Source organism: Agrobacterium vitis (assembly GCF_037039395.1).
GTDB lineage: Bacteria > Pseudomonadota > Alphaproteobacteria > Rhizobiales > Rhizobiaceae > Allorhizobium > Allorhizobium vitis_E.
The window spans coordinates 78322-97787 of sequence record NZ_CP146241.1 but is presented as its reverse complement, the minus strand read 5'-3'; the positions used below and the strand labels follow the sequence as shown (position 1 = coordinate 97787).

General features: G+C 56.8%; 16 protein-coding genes and 4 pseudogenes. 14 read left to right on the top strand and 6 right to left on the bottom strand.

All coding sequences use genetic code 11. The features are described from left to right. Nucleotide 1: 1 nt before the first annotated feature. From V6582_RS00525 to V6582_RS00515, 3 genes are read left to right on the top strand one after another with little or no spacing between them, the layout of a single operon-like run. Nucleotides 2-1285, top strand: a complete 1284-nt coding sequence (locus V6582_RS00525) for a Tm-1-like ATP-binding domain-containing protein (protein WP_156633680.1) — start codon at nucleotides 2-4, stop codon at nucleotides 1283-1285. Beyond that, nucleotides 1282-1932: an HAD family hydrolase gene (locus tag V6582_RS00520; protein ID WP_156633681.1), complete on the top strand. Its 651-nt coding sequence runs from the start codon at nucleotides 1282-1284 to the stop codon at nucleotides 1930-1932. The genes V6582_RS00525 and V6582_RS00520 overlap by 4 nt, the downstream gene beginning before the upstream one ends. 17 nt (nucleotides 1933-1949) lie before the next feature. After that, nucleotides 1950-3308, top strand: coding sequence for an aspartate aminotransferase family protein (locus V6582_RS00515; RefSeq protein WP_156633682.1), 1359 nt, complete (start codon nucleotides 1950-1952; stop codon nucleotides 3306-3308). A gap of 107 nt (nucleotides 3309-3415) precedes the next feature. Here the strand turns inward: V6582_RS00515 and V6582_RS00510 are convergent, their stop codons facing one another. Both V6582_RS00510 and V6582_RS00505 read right to left on the bottom strand, forming a co-directional pair. After that, nucleotides 3416-4027 (bottom strand): NAD(P)-dependent oxidoreductase, encoded by a 612-nt coding sequence (locus V6582_RS00510; protein ID WP_156633683.1) that lies wholly within the window; start codon nucleotides 4025-4027, stop codon nucleotides 3416-3418. Between the two features lie 62 nt (nucleotides 4028-4089). Further along, nucleotides 4090-4986, bottom strand: coding sequence for an MBL fold metallo-hydrolase (locus tag V6582_RS00505; protein WP_156633684.1), 897 nt, complete (start codon nucleotides 4984-4986; stop codon nucleotides 4090-4092). A gap of 105 nt (nucleotides 4987-5091) precedes the next feature. Between V6582_RS00505 and V6582_RS00500 the strand changes: the two genes are divergently transcribed. Further along, nucleotides 5092-6030 (top strand): LysR family transcriptional regulator, encoded by a 939-nt coding sequence (locus V6582_RS00500; RefSeq protein ID WP_156633685.1) that lies wholly within the window; start codon nucleotides 5092-5094, stop codon nucleotides 6028-6030. A 3-nt stretch (nucleotides 6031-6033) separates the two neighbouring features. Here V6582_RS00500 and hpaR read toward each other — a convergent pair whose 3' ends face one another. Both hpaR and V6582_RS00490 read right to left on the bottom strand, forming a co-directional pair. Further along, nucleotides 6034-6543 (bottom strand): homoprotocatechuate degradation operon regulator HpaR, encoded by a 510-nt coding sequence (gene hpaR, locus V6582_RS00495; RefSeq protein WP_156633686.1) that lies wholly within the window; start codon nucleotides 6541-6543, stop codon nucleotides 6034-6036. 73 nt (nucleotides 6544-6616) lie between these two features. After that, nucleotides 6617-7462 carry a helix-turn-helix domain-containing protein gene (locus tag V6582_RS00490; protein ID WP_156633687.1) on the bottom strand — a complete coding sequence of 282 codons (846 nt, stop codon included), beginning with the start codon at nucleotides 7460-7462 and terminating at the stop codon, nucleotides 6617-6619. 105 nt (nucleotides 7463-7567) lie between these two features. Between V6582_RS00490 and V6582_RS00485 the strand changes: the two are divergent. From V6582_RS00485 to hpaI, 8 genes and pseudogenes are all read left to right on the top strand, one after another. Further along, nucleotides 7568-9134: pseudogene (locus V6582_RS00485) on the top strand (4-hydroxyphenylacetate 3-hydroxylase N-terminal domain-containing protein). A gap of 11 nt (nucleotides 9135-9145) precedes the next feature. Next, on the top strand, nucleotides 9146-9661 hold the full coding sequence (locus V6582_RS00480) for a flavin reductase (protein ID WP_156633689.1): 516 nt from the start codon (nucleotides 9146-9148) through the stop codon (nucleotides 9659-9661). A gap of 91 nt (nucleotides 9662-9752) precedes the next feature. Beyond that, the gene (locus V6582_RS00475; protein WP_156633690.1) at nucleotides 9753-10145 is read left to right on the top strand and encodes a 5-carboxymethyl-2-hydroxymuconate Delta-isomerase; all 393 of its coding nucleotides are present in this window, start codon (nucleotides 9753-9755) and stop codon (nucleotides 10143-10145) included. A 98-nt stretch (nucleotides 10146-10243) separates the two neighbouring features. Beyond that, nucleotides 10244-11761, top strand: coding sequence for a 5-carboxymethyl-2-hydroxymuconate semialdehyde dehydrogenase (gene hpaE, locus V6582_RS00470; RefSeq protein WP_156633691.1), 1518 nt, complete (start codon nucleotides 10244-10246; stop codon nucleotides 11759-11761). Nucleotides 11762-11823: 62 nt separating this feature from the next. Continuing rightward, nucleotides 11824-12804, top strand: coding sequence for a 3,4-dihydroxyphenylacetate 2,3-dioxygenase (hpaD, locus tag V6582_RS00465; RefSeq protein ID WP_156633692.1), 981 nt, complete (start codon nucleotides 11824-11826; stop codon nucleotides 12802-12804). Nucleotides 12805-12840: 36 nt separating this feature from the next. Continuing rightward, on the top strand, nucleotides 12841-13716 hold the full coding sequence (locus V6582_RS00460; RefSeq protein WP_156633693.1) for a fumarylacetoacetate hydrolase family protein: 876 nt from the start codon (nucleotides 12841-12843) through the stop codon (nucleotides 13714-13716). A gap of 1 nt (nucleotide 13717) precedes the next feature. Then, nucleotides 13718-14521 (top strand): 2-oxo-hept-4-ene-1,7-dioate hydratase, encoded by an 804-nt coding sequence (hpaH, locus tag V6582_RS00455; RefSeq protein ID WP_156633694.1) that lies wholly within the window; start codon nucleotides 13718-13720, stop codon nucleotides 14519-14521. 14 nt (nucleotides 14522-14535) lie between these two features. Next, nucleotides 14536-15342: a 4-hydroxy-2-oxoheptanedioate aldolase gene (gene hpaI / locus V6582_RS00450; RefSeq protein WP_156633695.1), complete on the top strand. Its 807-nt coding sequence runs from the start codon at nucleotides 14536-14538 to the stop codon at nucleotides 15340-15342. On the opposite strand, the pseudogene V6582_RS00445 reads toward hpaI, so the two are convergent. Further along, a pseudogene (locus V6582_RS00445) lies at nucleotides 15339-16121 on the bottom strand (IS5 family transposase). The gene hpaI and the pseudogene V6582_RS00445 sit on opposite strands and share 4 nt — an antisense overlap. 124 nt (nucleotides 16122-16245) lie before the next feature. Between V6582_RS00445 and V6582_RS00440 the strand changes: the two are divergent. Both V6582_RS00440 and V6582_RS00435 read left to right on the top strand, forming a co-directional pair. Beyond that, a pseudogene (locus V6582_RS00440) lies at nucleotides 16246-17390 on the top strand (IS3 family transposase). A gap of 20 nt (nucleotides 17391-17410) precedes the next feature. Next, nucleotides 17411-17950: pseudogene (locus V6582_RS00435) on the top strand (IS6 family transposase); the annotation flags it as partial. Between the two features lie 111 nt (nucleotides 17951-18061). On the opposite strand, the gene V6582_RS00430 reads toward V6582_RS00435, so the two are convergent. Continuing rightward, complete coding sequence (locus V6582_RS00430; RefSeq protein ID WP_156634822.1) at nucleotides 18062-19456, bottom strand: carbohydrate porin; 1395 nt, start codon at nucleotides 19454-19456, stop codon at nucleotides 18062-18064. Nucleotides 19457-19466 lie beyond the last annotated feature (10 nt).

Genomic DNA, 19466 nt, shown 5'->3' with positions numbered 1-19466 from the left:
AATGAGTCTTCGAGCACCATCAGCGATTGGGAAAAATCCAAACAGTCTCGTGCCAAACATTCTCGTGATTGGCACGGGTGATACCAAATCCGCCGAGCTTCAGTTTATGGCAGACATTATTCGCACTGCGGGCGGCGTACCTGTCATGGTCGATGTCAGTGTACTAATGGACCCGCCTTATCAGCCAGACTATTCCAGACACGACATCGCCGCAGCCGCAGGCGTGACTATTGAGGACATTATTGACAGCGGCGATGAACATTCGGCGATGGCATTGATGTCGGAAGGTGCTGTTGCGCTGACCCGCAACCTCTGCGCAACCGGCAAGGTGGACGGCATGATCGTTCTGGGTGGCTCCATGGGCACCGACCTTGCGCTTGATGTTGCGCTGGCAATGCCTCTGGGCCTGCCAAAATTTGTGGTGTCAACCATTGCCTATTCTCATCTTTTGCCGCCAGAGCGCATTGCGCCGGATTTGATGATGATTCTATGGGCCGGTGGTCTCTATGGATTGAACGGCATTTGCCGCGCTGTGTTGTCACAGGCTTGTGGTGCGGTTGTGGGGGCCGCGCGTGCAAGCGTGAAGCCTGCGGCAGACAAGCCGCTGATTGGCATCACCTCGCTTGGCTCGTCCTGCCTCAAATATATGAAGCATCTGCGCCCCGAGCTTGAAAAACGCGGCTATGACGTGGCTATCTTCCATGCAACCGGCATGGGTGGCCGTGCGTTTGAGGCGATTGCGGCGCAAAACGGCTTCTCTGCCGTTTTTGATTTCTGTGTTCAGGAGGTCGTCAATCACCAGAACGGCACGGTCGTCACGTCAGGCGCGGATCGCCTGGAAAACGCGGGCCGTTGCGGTATTCCGCAGCTGGTGGCTCCCGGCGCCATGGATATGGTTGATCTTCCGGCCTGGCAACCCGTGCCCGCCGCTTTGGCAGACCGCCCCTACCATGCGCACAACCGGTTGATCGGCTCTGTGACCACATCGCATCATGGGCGGCGGGAAACCGCGGCGTTGATCGGCGAAAAGCTTTCCCGCGCCAATGCGCCTGTTGCGTTTCTGCTGCCCTTGCACGGTGTGCAAGCCTGGGATGAACCGGGCGAGCCATTGCATGATCCGGGAGGACTTGAGGCCTTCACGCAGGCAATGCGCCGCGCCATCCCCGATTCTGTGACGCTTCACGAGGTTGAAGCCCACATCAATTCCCCCGCATTTTCCGCTCGCGCCCTTGCCGTCTTTGACGACTGGGTCGCGCAAGGCATTATTCCGGAAGGCAAACCATGACAGGCAATCGTGCACTGATCCTTGATTTCGGCGGGGTTGTGACCCGCACATTGTTCGAAACCCACGACATTACCGAGCGGGCTCTGGGGCTTGAACCCGGCACACTCACATGGCGCGGCCCGTTCGATGCCGACAATGATGCCCTTTGGACATCGATGCAAAAGCGCGAAATCACCGAGCGCGATTACTGGATGCAGCGGACCCGCGAAGTCGGCAAGCTTGTTGGCGAAGACTGGACCGACATGCAAACCTTCGTGCAGCGGGCGCGCGGAGCAGAAGCCGAATTGGTGCTGCGCCCGGAAGCGCGCGACGCCATCACCCGCGCCAAAGCGGCGGGACTGAAACTTGCCATTCTGTCAAACGAGCTTGATCTGTTTTACGGTGTCGAATTTCGCAAACGCTTCCCGCTGATTGATCTCTTCGATGTGATCGTGGATGCGACTTATACGAAGATCCTGAAGCCGGATTCGCGTGCCTATGAACAGGTGATCAGCGAGATCGGCCTGCCGCGCGAGTCCTGCGTCTTCGTTGACGATCAGTTGAAGAACATTGGGGGCGCGCAAGCGGTGAACCTGCCGAGCATTCATTTCGACGTCACACGCCCTGCGGACGGTTATGCCCGCGCCCTTTCCATGCTTGGACTTTGAGAAAAGAGGACATCGCCATGCGCGAGACAAATTTCCTGACTGAAAACAACGCCCGCCATGTCTGGCATCCGATGGCGCATCCGGCAGAAATGCTGGCAAACCCGCCGCGCATCATTGCATCGGCGTCCGGTGTTGAAATCACCGATATTGATGGCAAAACGGTGCTGGATGGGGTTGGCGGACTTTGGAATGTCAATCTTGGTTATTCCTGCGATCCGATCAAAAAGGCCATCAGCGAACAGCTGGATGTGCTGCCCTATTATTCCGCCTTTCGCGGCACGACCAATCCGCCATTGATCGAACTGTCCTTCGAGCTTGCAGAATGGTTCAAGGAAGATGGTCTCAGCCGGTCCTTCTTCACATCAGGCGGTTCGGATTCGGTGGAAACCTGCCTGCGGCTTGCCCGCCAATATCACAAGGTCAATGGCCAGCCGGAACGCACCAAGTTTTTCGCGCTGAAAAAAGGCTATCACGGCACCCATTTTGGCGGCGCTTCGGTGAACGGCAATAGCAATTTCCGCCGCAATTATGAACCGCTTCTGCCCGGTGTTTTCCATCTGGCGGCACCCTATGCCTATCGCAATCCGTTTGGGCTGAATGATCCGGCAGACATCGCCGCCGCCATTGCCCGTCAATTCGAAGATGAGATTGCCTTTCAGGGAGCCGACACCATCGCAGCCTTGATCATGGAGCCGGTGCTGGGGGCTGGCGGCATCATTGTGCCGCATGAAACCTTCATGCCGATGATGCGCGCCATCTGCGACAAGCATGGTATTTTGTTGATTGCCGATGAGGTGATTACCGCGTTTGGCCGAACCGGAGCATGGACCGGATCACGTTTGTGGGGCGTCAAACCGGATATGATGTCCACCGCCAAGGCCATTACCAATGGTTATTTCCCCTTCGGGGCGGTGATGATGTCCGACAAGATCGCGGAAGTGTTTGAATCCAACAAGAACAGCTTTGGCTCGATTGGCCACGGCTATACCTATTCCGGCCATCCCGTTGGCGCTGCCGCCGCATTGGCGACGCTGAAGGAAACCAGACGTCTGGACGTTGCAGCAAATGCCAGCGCGCGGGGCGATGAGCTTCTGGCTGGCCTCAAGGAATTGCAGACACGCCACGCATTGATTGGCGATGTGCGCGGCAAGGGATTGATGTGCGCGCTGGAACTGGTGAGCGACCGTGAGCTGAAAACCGGAGCGCCGAAGGATACCGTGCAAAAGGTGCAGGATGTCGCCTATGACGCAGGCGTGATGGTGCGCACCTCAGGCTCCAATGTCATCCTGTCTCCCTCGCTGGTGATCACCGCTGAAGATGTCAATCGCATCCTGACAGCGCTTGATGCGGGATTAAGTGCAGCGGGAGGGAAATGAGGTGACAGATACACTTGCATTGGCCCGTGACGCAGAGACCCTTTTGCCGTCATGACAAAAACGCAGAGCGTTTCCGTTTTGAACGGAAACGCTCTGCGATAGAATGTTTAGTAACCGACAGTAAATCTCTGCTTGATGTGCTTCGGCGTTTCAATTTCATCGACAAGCGCGATGGCATAGTCCTCGAAGGAAATCCGGCTGCCTTCGTCGTTGGCCAGCAATGTATCCTTGCCGAGACGGAAGGTGCCGGTGCGCTCGCCCGGCTCGAACATTGCCGATGGAGACAGGAAGGTCCAATCAAGATCGTCAATGGTCTTCAGCGTGTCGAGAAACTCGCCGCCCTTGGTTGCTTCTGGCTTGTAGGCCTCGGGGAATTGCGGCGTGCTCAACAGTGTCACGCCGGGAGCAACCTCCAGGCTGCCAGCGCCGCCGACCACCAGATACCGGCGAACGCCCGATGCCCGTACCGTCTCGATCAGCAGATCCGGGTCGCTGGCGGTGAAGTGTACGGAGCTGATGACGGCATCATGTCCCTTGAGGATGAGCGCAAGCCCGTCCTTGTCATAAACATCGCCCTTAACTGCCGTAACCGATGGCAAGGATGCAATCTTTTCAAGATTGCGGGCAATCGCTGTCACCGTGTGACCGCGATCAGCGAGTTCTTTCAAAATACGCGCTCCGGCATTGCCGGAGGCACCGATAAGAGCAATTTTCGCCATTAAATGATCCTCTTAATAGTTGGTATGCAACGCTTGCATCGTGCTTGGTGGAGACGTGGGTATCAACCCCACTTCATTTCACCTTTTGCCACCTTGGCACCCAGTTCAAGCGATGATGCGTCTGCCAGATTCGGATACCGCTTTGTCATGGTCGCGATCAGCTCGGCGCTGTCCTTGGTGCGCCCCATTTCTTCTTCGAAAGCAATCAGATAGTCGCGCGTAAACTTGACGGCGTCGAGACCTTGCGGCGCACCTTCAACCTGATGTCCGGGCACGACGATTTTGGGTGCGCGGGCAATGATGCCGTCAAGCGCCTTGATCCACGCCGCGCGCAGTGCAACGGTTGCCGTATCGGCAACCCAGACGTGGTTGCCGGAATCGACCAGAACACCACCGAATACGGCTTCAAGCGACGGCACATAGAGGTAGCGACGGTCATGCATATCCGGCACTTCAATGATGTCGATTGCATTGCCTTCGAGATCAAGCGAGGTGGCGTCGGATGCTTGCGGGATCACCACATCGGCCAGCGTTTGCGGGCCGTTCTCCCTGAGCTGCGGTCCCCACACCTTCAATTTTGCCTCGACATTGGCCTTGATGGCTTCAACAGTGGCCGGTTTGGCAATGACCTTCGCATCGGGAAAGGCTGTAACAATCGGACGCAGGCTGAAATAATAATCCGGATCATTGCAGCTGATATAGATCGTGGTCAGACGCTTGCCGGTTGCCTTGATGGCATCCGCAACCGTTTTGCCATCGGCAAGGGTAAAGCCGCCATCGACAAGGATTGCATCTTTCTTGCCCGTGAGCAGCACAGGTGTGCGGCGAAAGCCTGCTTCATTGGCCTGAAAGAATGTCCATGCCAGCGGGCTGCCAGCCGCACGGGCCATGGTCAGGGGCAGGGCTGCGGCAAGGCCAGCAGCGGCGGCAAGTTTGAAGGTTTCGCGGCGCGTGATCATTGGAAAGTCCCTCGATGGTGAATTACTTTGCATCACTATCTCAGGTCTTGAATCGTCAATAAATATCATTCAATCATACAGACTGTATGATTGAATGAGACAATGATGAGCGACCTGCTGAATCTTAATCGACTGATCTTCTTCACGGCTGTTGTTGAAGCCGGGTCTTTTACGGCGGCGGCGGATCGCATGGGCGTGGCCAAGGCCGTTGTCAGCCACCAGATCGCAAGGCTTGAAGAGGAACTGGGCGTGACGCTGCTGATGCGCACGACCCGCAGACTGCATGCCACAGAGGATGGCAAACTGTTCTATCAGCGCTGCGTGCTGATTTTGCGCGAGGCCGAAGCCGCCTATGGAGAAATGTCGCTACGCAGTGCAGAGCCATCGGGAACGCTGACGCTGACCGCGCCGCTCGACTATGGCGCAGCCGTTGTGGCTCCGACAATTGCCGAGTATCGAAAAGCCAATCCTCAAATGCATGTCGATGTCATCTTTGATGACAGCGTCAGTGATTTGATTGCCGAAAAAATCGATCTGTCCATCCGGGTCGGGTGGTTGTCAGATTCCAGCCATCAGGCACGGCGGCTTGGCACATTTGAACAAATTCTCGTTGCAACACCCGCCGTTGCCAGCGGCATTGCTGCGAATCTTGCGCCTACGGATGCAGCACTCCTGCCTTGGATTGCCAACAGGGCGTTGAAAAACGCCCTTCGCTGGACCTTCTCCCGTGGCAAGGCGGAGACCGTCACCATTGAAGCCCAACCCATCGTGACCACGGATAAAACACCGACGGCCTACGCCTGCATGGCGGCTGGTGTCGGCGTTGCTGTGTTTCCGGATTATATGGTGGAGGCTGATCTGCGGGCCGGGAAACTGGTGCGCCTCTTACCGGAATGGACGCTGCCGCAGGGGGGCATTTACGCCGTGTTTCCACCGGCCAGATTTCGACCCGCCAAGGTGAGATCCTTTATCGATATGCTGATGGTGGCCGAGCGCAAGCGCATGCGCAAAACTGCGATGCTTCCCACGGCTGCGACAGACTGACGATCAATCCTCTTGCGGTGATCCGCCAGCTTCGTTGCGATAAGAGGCGAGTTCGTCCAAAAGCTCCAGCAAAATCTCCATCCGCTCGCGGCTGAAGCGATTCTCGAGATCCTGATAGATCTTGCGGCTGTCGGGCATAACCTCGCGGATGATCATGTCTCCAGCAGGAGCGATTTTGAGCAGCACGCGGCGCCCGTCGGCGCTGTCCTTGTGCTTGGAAATAAAGCCGCGCTCTTCCAGCGAGCGGATCATTCGCGTCAGGCTCGGCGCAAGAATAAAGGCGCGCTCCGCCACTTCTGAAGCATCCAGCGTGCCAGCCTCGTGCAGAACACGGATGACCCGCCACTGCTGTTCGGTCACATCATGCTGCGCCAGCATGGGTCGAAAATGGCTCATCACCGCCTCACGGGCGCGCAACAGGGTAATGGGCAGGGAACGGCGCGTGGCGCGGGGTGCTGTCACACCTTCCAGCGCCTCTGCGTTTTCCTGCGGTTTCAGGGGTCCGTCAGCCATTCTCTTCCAGCTCTTATATTATCTTAACACGTTCATTGTTCCATTCTGGCCAAGATCGCAAGACTCTGTGGCCTCAGGCAGGTCGGTTTTTTTGTCCATTGCGCCATTCGCCCGGCGGCAAGCCGGTGCGATTGTTGAAAAAGCGGGAAAAATAGGCCGGATCGTGAAAGCCGATTTCATAGGCCACATCTTCCACGGAGCGCACGGTAAACAGAAGAAGCCGCTTTGCTTCCAGCAGGCGGCGTTCATCGATGAAAGCCTTGACCGAGAGACCATAGGCCTGCCGGCAGGATTTGCCGAGCAAATGCGGCGTGGTGCCAAGCGCTGAAACATAGTGTTCAACGGGCCAGTTTTCACGAAAATGCGCATCGACAAGGCGTCGAAAGGCCTGCGCCAGCCCATTGCCGCCTTTTGCCGGGGCATGGTCAAGGCTGGCGAGGTCATTGGTGGCTACGGCCACCAGCGCCGCAAGCGATGCCACATGGCCTTGCCGATAGTCATCATGCAGGCGCTGCATGATGGCGAGAAGCTTGGCCCAGGCCGGATGATCACTCTGTCCACGGGCCATGATGGGTTGATCGAAATTGAGCGATGAAAACGCTGCAATTTGGGGAAGGGCACTGTCAGCGATAGAGGCAACGATTGCATCGGCAACATCGGCGGCAACGGTAAATCCATGCACCACGCCGCTTGGTACAAAAGACACAGCCGGTGCAATAAAATCCAATTGCTGATCTTCGATGAAATAGCTGCCGTGACCGCTCGTCCAGAGGGTTATTTGCGCCATTCGGTCATGTTTATGGGCATCAACACGGCCATAATGCATGTGTCTGCGCTCCATCACGGTTTCGACATGCAGAAAGCCGATGTCCAATTGCCTGTCCGGCTCACCGTAAATGAAAAAGCTGGGAACAGTCATGAGAAGGCATCCGCCGAAAAAAGTACAATTGATTTTGCCATTCTGTCCATGGTTGACGTGAATGGCAAGGGCTACGGTTTGATCATCGTCAAGGGAGGAACTGAGATGAAAGCCGAAGATTTCCGCAGTGAAAAAACACGTCCATTCACCGGTGCTGAATATATCGCATCGCTACGCGATGGACGCGAAGTTTATATCAATGGTGAGCGGGTAGATGATGTTACCACCCACCCCTCCATGCGCAATTCCGTGCGCTCTCTGGCCCGGCTGTATGATGCCCTGCACGACCCGGCCAAGAAGGACATTCTGACCACGCCAACCGATACTGGCAATGGCGGCTATACCCACAAATTTTTCAAGCATGCCAGCTCTGTGGATGATCTGGTTGCCCAGCAGGGCGCGATTACCGAATGGGCGCGCATGACCTATGGCTGGATGGGCCGCACCGCCGATTATAAAGCGTCTTTGATGAATACGCTGAACGTCAACGCCGAATGGTATGGCGATTATGCCGGCAATGCCCGCGCATGGCACAAGCGCACACAGGAATCAGCGCTGTTTCTCAACCACGCCATTGTCAATCCACCGATCGATCGTCATAAGCCCGCCGAGCATGTGAAGGACGTTTTTGTCCATGTGACCAAGGAAACCGATGCGGGGGTTTATGTTTCCGGGGCCAAGGTTGTGGCCACCTCCTCGGCGCTGACCCATTACAATCTTCTGGCGCAGGCATCGGCCACGGTGACAGAAGACCCATCCCTGTCGCTCACATTCATTGCTCCGATGAATGCGCCAGGCGTCAAAATGTTCTGCCGTACCTCTTATGAGGAAGCCTCAAACCGCTTAGGTCAGCCGTTTGACTATCCACTGTCATCGCGGTTTGATGAAAATGATGCGATCCTCGTGCTCGATAACGTGTTCGTGCCGTGGGAAGATGTGCTGATCTACAAGGATGCCAAGCGTATTCTGTCGTTCACGGTCATGTCCGGCTTCATGCAGGGCTTCTGCTTTCAGGGTTGCGGTCGTTTTATCGTCAAGCTGGAGTTTCTGGCGGGTCTGCTGGCCAAGGCGTTGCGCGCCACTGGCGGCGATGCTTTCCGTGGCAATCAGGCCATGCTGGGTGAGGTGATTGCGCTGCGACACAAGTTCAAGGCGTTTTACGATGCCATGGCGCGCAATCCGCAGGAATGGGTGGGCGGTGCCAAATTGCCGAACCTCGAAGCGGCTCTTTGCTACCGCGCCTTCATGTCGGATGCCTATCCGCGCATTATCGACCTGATCCGCCGCTCTGTGGCTTCCGGCCTGATTTACCTGCCATCATCGGCCAAGGATTTCGCCAATCCCGAGATTGATCGCTATCTGGCGCAATATGTGCGTGGCTCCAACGATATGGGCCACAAGGAGCGCATCAAGATCATGAAATTGCTCTGGGATGCCACAGGCACGGAATTTGGCGGCCGCCATGCGCTCTATGAGTCTGAACTATGCCGGAACGCCGGAAGATGTGCGCCTTCAGGTGTTGAAGGGTGCCGAAAAGGGCAGGGTGCTGCGCGACATGGAAGCGTTGGTGGATACCTGCATGGGCGATTACGACGAGCACGGCTGGACCGGAGATACCTGGCTGCAACCGCTTGATGGCCGCGCGGATGCTCTGCGCGATGCCGCCGAATAAGGACGGCGGTCATGCTCCCTACACCTGTATCGCAAGCTGAATTTCGAGATGCCATGGCGCGGGTCTGCGCGCCAGTCAATGTCATCACCACCAATGGACCTGCCGGACGCGGCGGGTTCACCGCCACCGCCATGTGCTCGGTGACGGATGAGCCGCCAACCTTGCTGGTGTGCATGAACAGTCGCTCGGCCCAGACCGGACTTTTTATGGAGAACCGCCGTTTCTGCGTGAATGTCCTCACAGGCGATCACAAGGATTTGGCAGGCTTTTTTGCAGGCCGGGAGCAGGATATGGCGTCGCGCTTTGCCGCTGCGGAGTGGGTCGAGTTTGCCTCCGGCAATCATGCGCTGGCGGGAGCCATTGTGTCATTTGACTGCTACCTGAAAGAAGCCCGTCTGGTGGGCACGCACAATATCATGATCGGTGAGGTTGTTGACATTCGCACCCGCAGCGACGGGGAAGCGCTGCTGTATTTCGATCGGAGCTTTGTCAACATCGCCTCGCCAGCCATCACTCAGCAACGATAATTATGATCAGGACCGCTTGACACTGTCGCCAATATATTTAACATGATAACTATATTGGCGGGGGAGCCAAATGGTCAGCGGTGGAGGAACTATGCCGCATTTCAATATTGAATACTCATCCAACCTTGATGGCCGGGTTGATTTTGATGCTCTGTGCGGCCGAATTCTGGATGAGCTGCTGGCAACGGGATTGTTTGAAATTGGCGCGGTTCGGGTTCGTGCGTTTCGTGCAGAGGCTTATGCCATTGCCGACAGATTGCCAGAAAACGCCTTCATCGACATGTCGTTCCGGGTCGGTGTCGGGCGCAGTGCTGATGATAAAAAGCGGGTGGGTGAGCGCATTTTTGCCGTAGTGACGGAAGAACTCGCCACCCTCTTTGAGACGCCCCATTTTGCCCTGACGCTGGAGATCCGCGAGATCGATCCGGACCTGAGCTGGAAAAAGAACGCCATTCATCCCCGGCTGCGACAAAAGACCGGCTGACGGCTCACTTTCGGCCCCCAAATCCAACAGAGATTGATGCGCAACAGGGCCGCAGCACGTCTGCACGTCCGCTGCCTGAACGAGACGACGGAGAGACTATGTCCAAGCTTGAAGACAATATTCAAAAGGCGAAGAATTACCTTGCCCGCTTTGCGCAAGATGGCGTTCTGAACCACATCAACGGCGAGGCGGTTGCGGCCCTTGATGGCGCGACCTTTGAGACGATCTCTCCGGTTGATCTGAAGCCTTTGGGCCGCGTGGCCCACGGCAAGGCGGCTGATATTGATCTGGCCGCCAAGGCGGCCCGCGCTGCATTTCCAGCATGGGCAGCACTTGGTGGCGATGCGCGCAAAAAGCTGCTGCACAGAATCGCCAATGCCATTGAGGCTCGTGCCGAGGAAATCGCCTTTGTTGAGGCGATGGATACCGGACAATCGTTGAAATTCATGGCGAAAGCCGCGCTGCGTGGGGCAGAAAACTTCCGTTTCTTCGCTGATCGCGCCCCGGAAGCGCGGGACGGCAAAAGCATTCGCGCCCCCGGTCAGGTCAATGTCACCACCCGTACCCCGATTGGTCCGGTGGGCATTATCACGCCCTGGAACACGCCGTTCATGCTGTCCACGTGGAAGATCGCACCTGCCTTGGCCGCTGGGTGCACCATCGTTCACAAGCCAGCAGAATTTTCGCCGCTCACGGCTCGTCTTCTGGTGGAGATTGCCGAAGAGGCTGGCTTGCCAAAGGGTGTGTGGAACCTCGTCAATGGCTTGGGCGAAGATGCGGGCAAGGCGTTGACCGAGCATCCGCTGATCAAGGCCATCGGTTTTGTTGGCGAAAGCCGGACAGGCTCGATGATCATGAAACAGGGTGCCGATACGCTGAAGCGAGTGCATTTCGAACTGGGCGGCAAAAATCCGGTGATCGTGTTTGCCGATGCCGATCTGGAACGGGCAGCCGACGCGGCCGTGTTCATGATCTACTCGCTGAACGGCGAGCGCTGCACCTCATCCTCGCGCCTGCTGGTCGAGGCCAGTATCTATGACAGGTTTACCGCCATGGTGGCTGAAAAGGCGAAGCGCATCAAGGTTGGCCATCCGCTTGACCCTGAAACGGTGATCGGGCCGCTGGTTCACCCCGTGCATGAAAAGAAGGTTCTGGAATATATCGCCATCGGCAAATCCGAAGGTGCGACAGTGGCGGCGGGCGGTGCGAAATTCGACGGTCCCGGCGGTGGTTGCTATGTGTCGCCAACCCTGTTTACCGGTGCCAACAACCAGATGCGGATTGCGCAGGAGGAAATTTTTGGCCCGGTGCTGACCGCGATCCCGTTCACGGATGAAGCCGAAGCCCTTACGATTGCCAATGACGTTCAATACGGTCTGACGGGCTATCTTTGGACATCGGATGTGACCCGTGCCTTCCGCTTCACCGATCAGCTTGAGGCTGGAATGATCTGGGTGAATTCCGAAAATGTGCGCCACCTGCCAACGCCCTTCGGCGGCGTGAAAAATTCCGGCATTGGCCGTGACGGCGGCGACTGGTCGTTCGATTTCTATATGGAAACCAAGAATGTGGCCTTCGCCACCACGCCCCATGCCATCCAGAAGCTGGGCGGCTGATCACCAATCAAGAACAAACGTGAGTGTCTGTTTTAAACAACAGATGGACGGAGGAGAGTATCATGGCATTACCCACACCCAATCTTTACCCACCCTTCAACATCGTGCGTCTGAGCCATGTTGAGTTCGGCGTGAAAGATCTCGCGAAATCCCGGGCGTTTTATGTCGATACGCTCGGCTTGCAGGTGACGGATGAAACATCCGAAGTGATCTATCTGCGGGCAATGGAAGAGCGGGGGCACCATTGCATCGTGCTGCGCAAATCGGAGGTTTCCGAAGCGCGTGATCTTGGTTTCAAGGTGTACGACGACGAGGAGCTGGACAAGGCCGCGCATTTCTTCAAGGGCAAGGGCCTGCCGGTGGAATGGGTCGAGCGGCCCTATCAGGCCCGCACCTTCCGCACCCGTGATCCGCATGGGATTCCGCTGGAGTTTTACGCCCGCATGGATCGTTTGCCGCCGATCCACCAGCAATATGCCCTTTACCGGGGCGTGAAGCCGCTGCGGATTGACCACTTCAACTGCTTCTCATCCAATGTCGATGAATCCGTGGCCTTCTACAACGAGATTGGTTTCCGGGTTACAGAATATACGTCCGACGAGGAAACCGGTCGTCTCTGGGCGGCGTGGACCCACCGCAAAGGTGGCGTGCATGATATTGCCTTTACCAATGGCACTGGCCCGCGCCTGCATCACACCGCCTTCTGGGTGCCGACCCCGCTCAACATCATTGACCTGCTCGACCTGATGTCCACCACCGGCTGGGTCGGCAATATCGAGCGTGGCCCGGGCCGCCATGGCATTTCCAATGCCTTCTTCCTGTATATTCTCGACCCGGATGGTCATCGCATCGAGATCTATTGCTCCGATTATCAGACGGTTGATCCCGATCTGGAACCGATCAAATGGGATTTGAAGGACCCGCAACGCCAGACCCTGTGGGGGGCGCCTGCACCACGCTCCTGGTTTGAGCATGGCAGCGTGTTTGCTGGCACAGATATACGCGAATCCGACCTCAAGGCACAGCCTATCATCGCGCCCTGAGCGCTATAAGCCGCAATGCATAACGGGAGTTCAATCATGACCCATCACCCCAAATTTGCCAGTTTCACCGCCGGGCAGCGACAGGCTTACGGCCTGATTGTTGACGAGGGCGTGATTGATCTTTCCGCGCGTTTCGGCTCGCGCTACCCAACCCTCAAGGACGTGGTCGTGGCCAATGCGTTTCAGGAGTTGCTGGATGCCGTATCCGGTCAGAAACCTGATTTTCCGGTGAGCGACATCACTTACGATATTCCGATTGCCACCCCGGAAAAGCTGATCTGCGTTGGCGTGAACTTTCCGGATCGCAATGAGGAGTATAAGGATGGGCAGGCGGCTCCGACCAATCCGTCGCTGTTCATCCGCTTTCCGCGCTCGTTCACCGGCCATGACCAACCGCTGATCCGCCCGCCGGAAAGCCACCAGCTGGATTATGAAGGTGAAGTCACGATCGTTATCGGCAAGGGCGGTCGCCGCATTGCCGAAGCGGATGCCCTGTCGCACATTGCGGCGCTCACACTTTGCAATGAAGGCACATTGCGTGACTGGGTGCGCCACGCCAAGTTTAACGTCACTCAGGGCAAGAATTTCGATGCCTCCGGCTCCATCGGACCATGGCTGGTGCCGTTTACCGATGAAAGCCAATTGGCTGACATCAAGCTGGAAACCCGCGTGAATGGCGAGCTGCGCCAGAGCGACCGCACCAGCCGGATGATCTTTTCGTTCCGCAAGATCATCAATTACATCTCGACCTTCACCACGCTGGTTCCCGGCGACGTGATTGTCTGCGGCACGCCGACCGGGGCGGGGGCTCGTTTTGATCCGCCCATCTGGTTGAAGCCGGGTGATGTGGTTGAGGTGGAAGCCGAGGGCATTGGCCTGTTGCGCAACACCATTGCTGATGAGGTGCTCTAGGATGCTGACACGAGATCAAATCGAAGCCGCAGCCATAAGCCTTGATGAGGCCGAAAAAAGCCGCGTGCAGACAGGGCTTTTGTCCTTGAAGCATCCGGATATGGTGATGGATGACGCCTATGCCATTCAAGGCGCATGGGTGAAGCGGAAAATCGCCAGCGGGCGAAAGGTGATTGGCTGGAAGATCGGCCTCACCTCCAAAGCCATGCAATACGCGCTGAACATCAACATCCCGGATTCCGGCGTGTTGTTTGATGACATGGTGTTTGAGGATGGCGCAACGGTGCCCAAGGACCGCTTCATCCAGCCGCGCATTGAGGCTGAAATTGCTTTTGTGATGAAAGCCCCGCTGAAAGGTCCTGATGTGACAGTGTTCGACGTGCTGAACGCCACGGACTATGTGACGCCTGCGCTGGAAATTCTCGATACCCGCATTCTGCGGGTTGACCCGGAAACGAAGAAGACCCGCACTGTTTTCGACACCATTTCTGATAATGCTGCCAATGCGGGCATCGTCACCGGCGGGCGGGCCGTGCGTCCCGATCAGCTTGACATGCGATGGATGGGGGCGATCGTCTCGCGCAATGCAGAGGTTGAAGAAACCGGCTTGGGCGCTGGCGTCTTGAACCAGCCTGCGCGGGGCATTGCCTGGCTTGCCAATCGTCTGGCCCAGTATGGCGATGGGATCGAGGCCGGGCAGGTGGTTCTGGCAGGCTCATTCATCCGGCCTGTGGAGGCCAGACATGGCGATACCATCATCGGTGACTTCGGACCTTATGGCACAGTAAGCCTCTATTTCGAATAAGCGAGACGGATTTCATGCCCGCACCTAAAAACACCTTCAAGCAGGCCCTCAAGGATAAGCGCACCCAGATTGGCTTTTGGCAGGCGCTTGCCAACCCTTATACGGTCGAGATTTCGGCCGATGCGGGCTATGATTGGCTGCTGCTAGATGGCGAGCACGCCCCCAATGATGTGCCGCTGCTGATGGCGCAATTGCAGGCCATGAAAGGCTCATCCAGCCACGCGGTGATCCGTCCGCCGATTGGCGAAACATGGATGGTCAAGCAATTGCTCGACATCGGTGCCCAGACCCTGCTTATTCCCATGGTGGACAGCAAGGAACTGACTGAGGCCATGGTCAAAGCGGTGCGCTATCCACCCCATGGTGTGCGTGGGGTGGGTGCCGCGCTGGCGCGCGCATCGCGTTTCAACCGCATTCCCGATTACCTCCAGACCGCAAACGACGAGATCTGCCTGCTTTTGCAGATTGAAAGCCGTGCGGGTCTTGACGCGCTTGATGACATCGCTTCGGTAGACGGTGTTGACGGCATCTTCATCGGCCCGGCAGATTTGGCCGCCGACATGGGCCTCCTCGGCAAGCCCGGCGCACCGGAAGTACAGATTGAGGTTGAGAAGGCACTTTTGAGAATCCAGTCCCATGGCAAGGCCGCTGGCATCCTGATCGGTGATCTCGCCCTTGCGCGACGCTATGTCGATCTTGGGGCCAGTTTTGTTGCCATTGGCAACGATGTCACCCTGTTTGCCAATGCCACGAGCAAGTTGCTGGCAGATTTCAATGCGGCTCGCTCCTCCTCAGAGGTTACTGAGGCCAGAGTCTACTAGGTCCTGTTGACAAAGTATGGGCAACCATATCTTGGCGGCGGCCAAGGTGAGGAATGCTGCGAAGGATTTTCGGGTCTTGTCGTATCTGGTCGCAACGCGCCGAAACTGCTTGAGGCGGTTGAACATCCGCTCGATACGGTTTCGATCCTTGTAGGCTCTAAAGTCACATGTAGGCGGGTTCTTCCGGTTGGCCTTCGGCGGGATCACCGGCCTGATTCCGTGGATCAGCAGTTCCTCGCGCAGGAAATCACCATCATAGCCTTTGTCGGCAAGCAACAGCCTCGGTTTGCCGACCGGTGTTGCCAGCAGGGCAGGAACGGCGTTGTAATCCGAAGCTTCGCCGCCTGTCAGGACGAAGCCAAGAGGGCGTCCCTGACCGTCTGCGCGGGCGTGGATTTTCGTCGTAGAGCCGCCGCGTGATCGACCAAAAGCCTCCTGATAAGTCCCCTTTAGCGCCCGCAGCCTGAGAATGGCCGCGAACTGTGGTGCTGTCGATCATGTGCTGCCAGTCATCCGTCAGCCCCAGTTCAACCAGGGTCTCAAGGAGGGCGTCCCAAACGCCTTGCTCGGCCCAACGGCGGGAAACGCACATAGACCGAATTCCACTTTCCGTAGCGCTCATGCAGGTCGCGCCATGGACATCCGACCCGAAGAACATGCAACATGCCGTTGAGGTATCGTCGATTATCGTGCGAGGGCCGAGACTTCCTGCCACGTTCAGTGGGCAACAGCCCCTCGATGATCCGCCATTCCATATCCGTCAGGTCGCCGCGTGCCAAAACTGCCTCCTAAAAGGCAGTCTTGAATCATGCTGCTCTGATGTGCTCTGATCCCCCAAAACTGGACCGTTTATAAGTAGAGTTTTCCGCGGTAATTTCCCGGCTGGGACAAGGAGCGGCAAGTATGAAGGCATCGCAGTTTTCGGACGCCCAGAAGGCGTTTATTTTGAAGCAGGGCGACGATGGTGTGCCGGTGGCCGAGATCTGCCGGAAGGCGGGGATCAGCCAGGCGACGTATTTCAATTGGCGCAAGAAGTATGGAGGTCTGCTGCCCGACGAGATGCGCCGATTGAAGGCTCTGGAGGATGAGAATTCCAGGCTGAAGAAGATTGTCGCTGATCTGACGCTCGACCGGGAAATGCTCCAGGACGTCATCCGCCGAAAGCTCTGAGGCCTGCTCGGAAGCGCAAGCTGGTTGACGGGATGCTGGTGGATTGGGGCATATCGATCCGACGGGCCTGCAAGGCCCTGAGGTTCGATACGTCGACCTACCACTACAAGTCCCGCCGCACCGGACAGGCCCCACTCGAAAGACGCATCAAGGAGATTTGTGAGACACGCGTGCGTGTATGGCTACCGGCGTGTTCATGTTCACTTGCGCCGCGAAGGCTGGAAGATCAATATGAAGAAGACACGCAGGATTTACAGAGAGTTAGGCCTTCAACTGCGCAACAAGCATCCCAAGCGCCGGGTGAAGGCAAAGCTCAGAGATGATCGCCAGGAGGCTGTCGGGCCGAACGACGTCTGGGCGATGCCCTGCCCTGGCAGGCGTTTGCTGGCAAACGCCGAGATGGGGACTTCGTTCACGACCAGCTCGCGACCGGCAAGAAGCTGCGCATTCTGACCGTGGTCGATACCCACTCGCGCTACTGCCCGGCTGCCGACGCACGCTTCACTTACCGGGGCGAGGATGTCGTCCAGACCCTGGAAGTCATCTGCCGGAAGACGGGATATCCCAAGACGATCAGGGTGGACAATAGCAGCGAATTCATCTCCCGTGACCTCGACCTCTGGGCCTATGCGAACAACGTCACCCTGGACTTCTCGCGGCCAGGCAAGCCGACAGACAACGGCTTCATCGAGGCGTTCAACAGCAAGCTCAGGTCGGAATGCCTGAACGCCCACTGGTTCCTGACCCTTGGGGATTCCTGCGAAAAGTTGGAGACTTGGCGTCGATACTACAACGAGGAACGTCCTCACTCGGCGATCGGATATAACGTCCCGATTGCCCTGCATAATCCCGGTGGCGCAACCAGCCCGCCATCGTGATCAGAGCCGGAAAACTCTAATTCCCGGCGGTCCAAGGTTTGGTCCCAGAGCAGTCTCAGAGCACGTGCATCATTGTCTCCTACGAAACGATACGGCGATGGGGCCGCAAGTTCGGTGCTACCTATGTAAAGCAGTTGCGAAGAAAGAAGCCGTCGCGAAAGGACATCTGGTACCTAGTCGAGGTGATGATTTCTATAGGTGGCCAGAAGCACTGGCTTTGGCGAGCCGTCGACCAGGACGGATATGTTCTCGACGAGATCGTGCAAGTCCGTCGCGACACCAAGGCTGCCAAGCGATTGTTGATCAGACTGCTGAAGAAGCAAGGCCTCGCACCAAAGAGGATTGTCACCGATAAACTGCGTTCATACGGGGCGGCAAAGCGAGAACGAGTGATGCAGGGCTTCCGATCCGCTGGCGGATTGCAACGATTCATCGCGGTCTTTTCGGCAATCAGAAATCACTTCGTCCTGCCCCACCAGAAGCGCGCCGCCCTCGCCACCCACATTCATCCTATCCACGCAATGGCACAGCGGAAGGCTGTGACAGGTGCAGTTGCCTGAGTTCAACTGCGAGCCCTTCGCCGGCTTTAGTCAAACAACGTGACATAACCAAATGACATCTCAGCCTTTGAAATTTTCCATGCAACACGCCCCGGATGCAACGCCGTAGGTTTATGGTTGGGGCGGTGGTGATAGCCCAAGAGCGGTCCCCAGGTCGAAGACAATGGCTGCATAGATGGTCCAGCCGTTCTTCATCCTTGAGGTCGAATAGTCTGCAAGGTAGGTTGTGTTGGGGTCCTTGACGTAAGATGCACCAAATTCAAGAAATCCAGCGGGCCCTATTCCTGTCCGACCGTGCAGATCGAACTGGAAGGTATCTCGTGGTTGCGGGTCGTATATGCCTGTCAAAAACCGGCGCGCGTTGGTCTCATATTGGGCACGTTTTTCACTGAGGCCAATATAGTGAACCGTCGCGCCTATAGAGGTGAGGGGGTTAGCCTTCCAGAACCCGCCATATTCAATGCTGCCATAAGCTTCCCACGGATAGGCCTGACCATCTCCGAACGTGTGGAAGATGCCGCCTGAGATCGCGACGTTTTCGGGAAAGGGGCTTCCATCGGGATCACTCCAGATAACTTTGCGAACCTGAGCAAACAGCCCGTTTGATCCTCCGTCATGTTCGGTGACTGTCTGGTTCGCGCCAAAGGTTGGATTGCCCCAGCCTGTGCCGTAAAGCGCGTCCGTATAGGACGCAGAGCTCCGATAGCCACCAATCTCATAGATAAGCGGCTTCGATGTCTCTAGAAAGTTCTGCCGCTGTGCGAGGTGGACCACGGCGGTATAGCCTTTGGAATCGCCTCTCCCCCAGTTCCAGCCCGATCCTGTCTGCCAGTTTTCGGCATTGTCCTCTGTGAGGACGCCACCGAGGGAGAGATCCGGCGTTAAATTGTAGCCAACGCGGCCACCCCATTGCGCAACGGTGTTGCCGGGAGCACCTAACACCAACGCGCGGGTTTGCGAGATGCACCCCTTGCCCCCGCAGAACTCTGACCTGAAAAATTCAGGCCACATGTTGAGCCGCCCGCCCTCGACCTCCAGCTTTCCGTCAATAAAATCCCCCTGAAGAGTAAGGCGTGTGAGATCGGTTGAGCTATCGAGCGAAGGGTCGGTGGCATAAAAGGCATTCGAGACTTGAAACAGATATTGATTGGCATTGTATCTGGGAATGTTGACCGTTTCCTGCCAGTTGATCTTGAACATGTCTGATAGATGGTATGTCGTGTCGAACATCAGAAAGCCGAAGTTGCCAGAATGGCCCGGATCAAACCCGAAATTCGATGCATTTGCATAGAGATCGACGAAATTGATGCGGACATCAAAACCAGCGTCATGGAGCGTGTGTCCAAGGCCGCTCAATGGGCCGGGTGGAGGAGCCTGCGGGTCTGGAGCCTTTGCGATGGAAGGATCGGCAGGGGTATTGAAATCGGCTGCCATGGCCGGAAGTCCGCTTGCCAGCGCTCCGTATGCAGCACCTAAAATAACAAGTTTCTTGAGATGGGTTTTCATTTTTCTCCCC

What these genes read in the sequence shown, in the direction of transcription:
- V6582_RS00525 (WP_156633680.1), top strand. Translation starts at nt 2, where the DNA reads ATGAGTCTTCGAGCACCATCAGCGATTGGGAAAAATCCAAACAGTCTC.
- V6582_RS00520 (WP_156633681.1), top strand. Translation starts at nt 1,282, where the DNA reads ATGACAGGCAATCGTGCACTGATCCTTGATTTCGGCGGGGTTGTGACC.
- V6582_RS00515 (WP_156633682.1), top strand. Translation starts at nt 1,950, where the DNA reads ATGCGCGAGACAAATTTCCTGACTGAAAACAACGCCCGCCATGTCTGG.
- V6582_RS00510 (WP_156633683.1), bottom strand. Translation starts at nt 4,027, where the DNA reads ATGGCGAAAATTGCTCTTATCGGTGCCTCCGGCAATGCCGGAGCGCGT.
- V6582_RS00505 (WP_156633684.1), bottom strand. Translation starts at nt 4,986, where the DNA reads ATGATCACGCGCCGCGAAACCTTCAAACTTGCCGCCGCTGCTGGCCTT.
- V6582_RS00500 (WP_156633685.1), top strand. Translation starts at nt 5,092, where the DNA reads ATGAGCGACCTGCTGAATCTTAATCGACTGATCTTCTTCACGGCTGTT.
- hpaR (WP_156633686.1), bottom strand. Translation starts at nt 6,543, where the DNA reads ATGGCTGACGGACCCCTGAAACCGCAGGAAAACGCAGAGGCGCTGGAA.
- V6582_RS00490 (WP_156633687.1), bottom strand. Translation starts at nt 7,462, where the DNA reads ATGACTGTTCCCAGCTTTTTCATTTACGGTGAGCCGGACAGGCAATTG.
- V6582_RS00480 (WP_156633689.1), top strand. Translation starts at nt 9,146, where the DNA reads ATGCTCCCTACACCTGTATCGCAAGCTGAATTTCGAGATGCCATGGCG.
- V6582_RS00475 (WP_156633690.1), top strand. Translation starts at nt 9,753, where the DNA reads ATGCCGCATTTCAATATTGAATACTCATCCAACCTTGATGGCCGGGTT.
- hpaE (WP_156633691.1), top strand. Translation starts at nt 10,244, where the DNA reads ATGTCCAAGCTTGAAGACAATATTCAAAAGGCGAAGAATTACCTTGCC.
- hpaD (WP_156633692.1), top strand. Translation starts at nt 11,824, where the DNA reads ATGGCATTACCCACACCCAATCTTTACCCACCCTTCAACATCGTGCGT.
- V6582_RS00460 (WP_156633693.1), top strand. Translation starts at nt 12,841, where the DNA reads ATGACCCATCACCCCAAATTTGCCAGTTTCACCGCCGGGCAGCGACAG.
- hpaH (WP_156633694.1), top strand. Translation starts at nt 13,718, where the DNA reads ATGCTGACACGAGATCAAATCGAAGCCGCAGCCATAAGCCTTGATGAG.
- hpaI (WP_156633695.1), top strand. Translation starts at nt 14,536, where the DNA reads ATGCCCGCACCTAAAAACACCTTCAAGCAGGCCCTCAAGGATAAGCGC.
- V6582_RS00430 (WP_156634822.1), bottom strand. Translation starts at nt 19,456, where the DNA reads ATGAAAACCCATCTCAAGAAACTTGTTATTTTAGGTGCTGCATACGGA.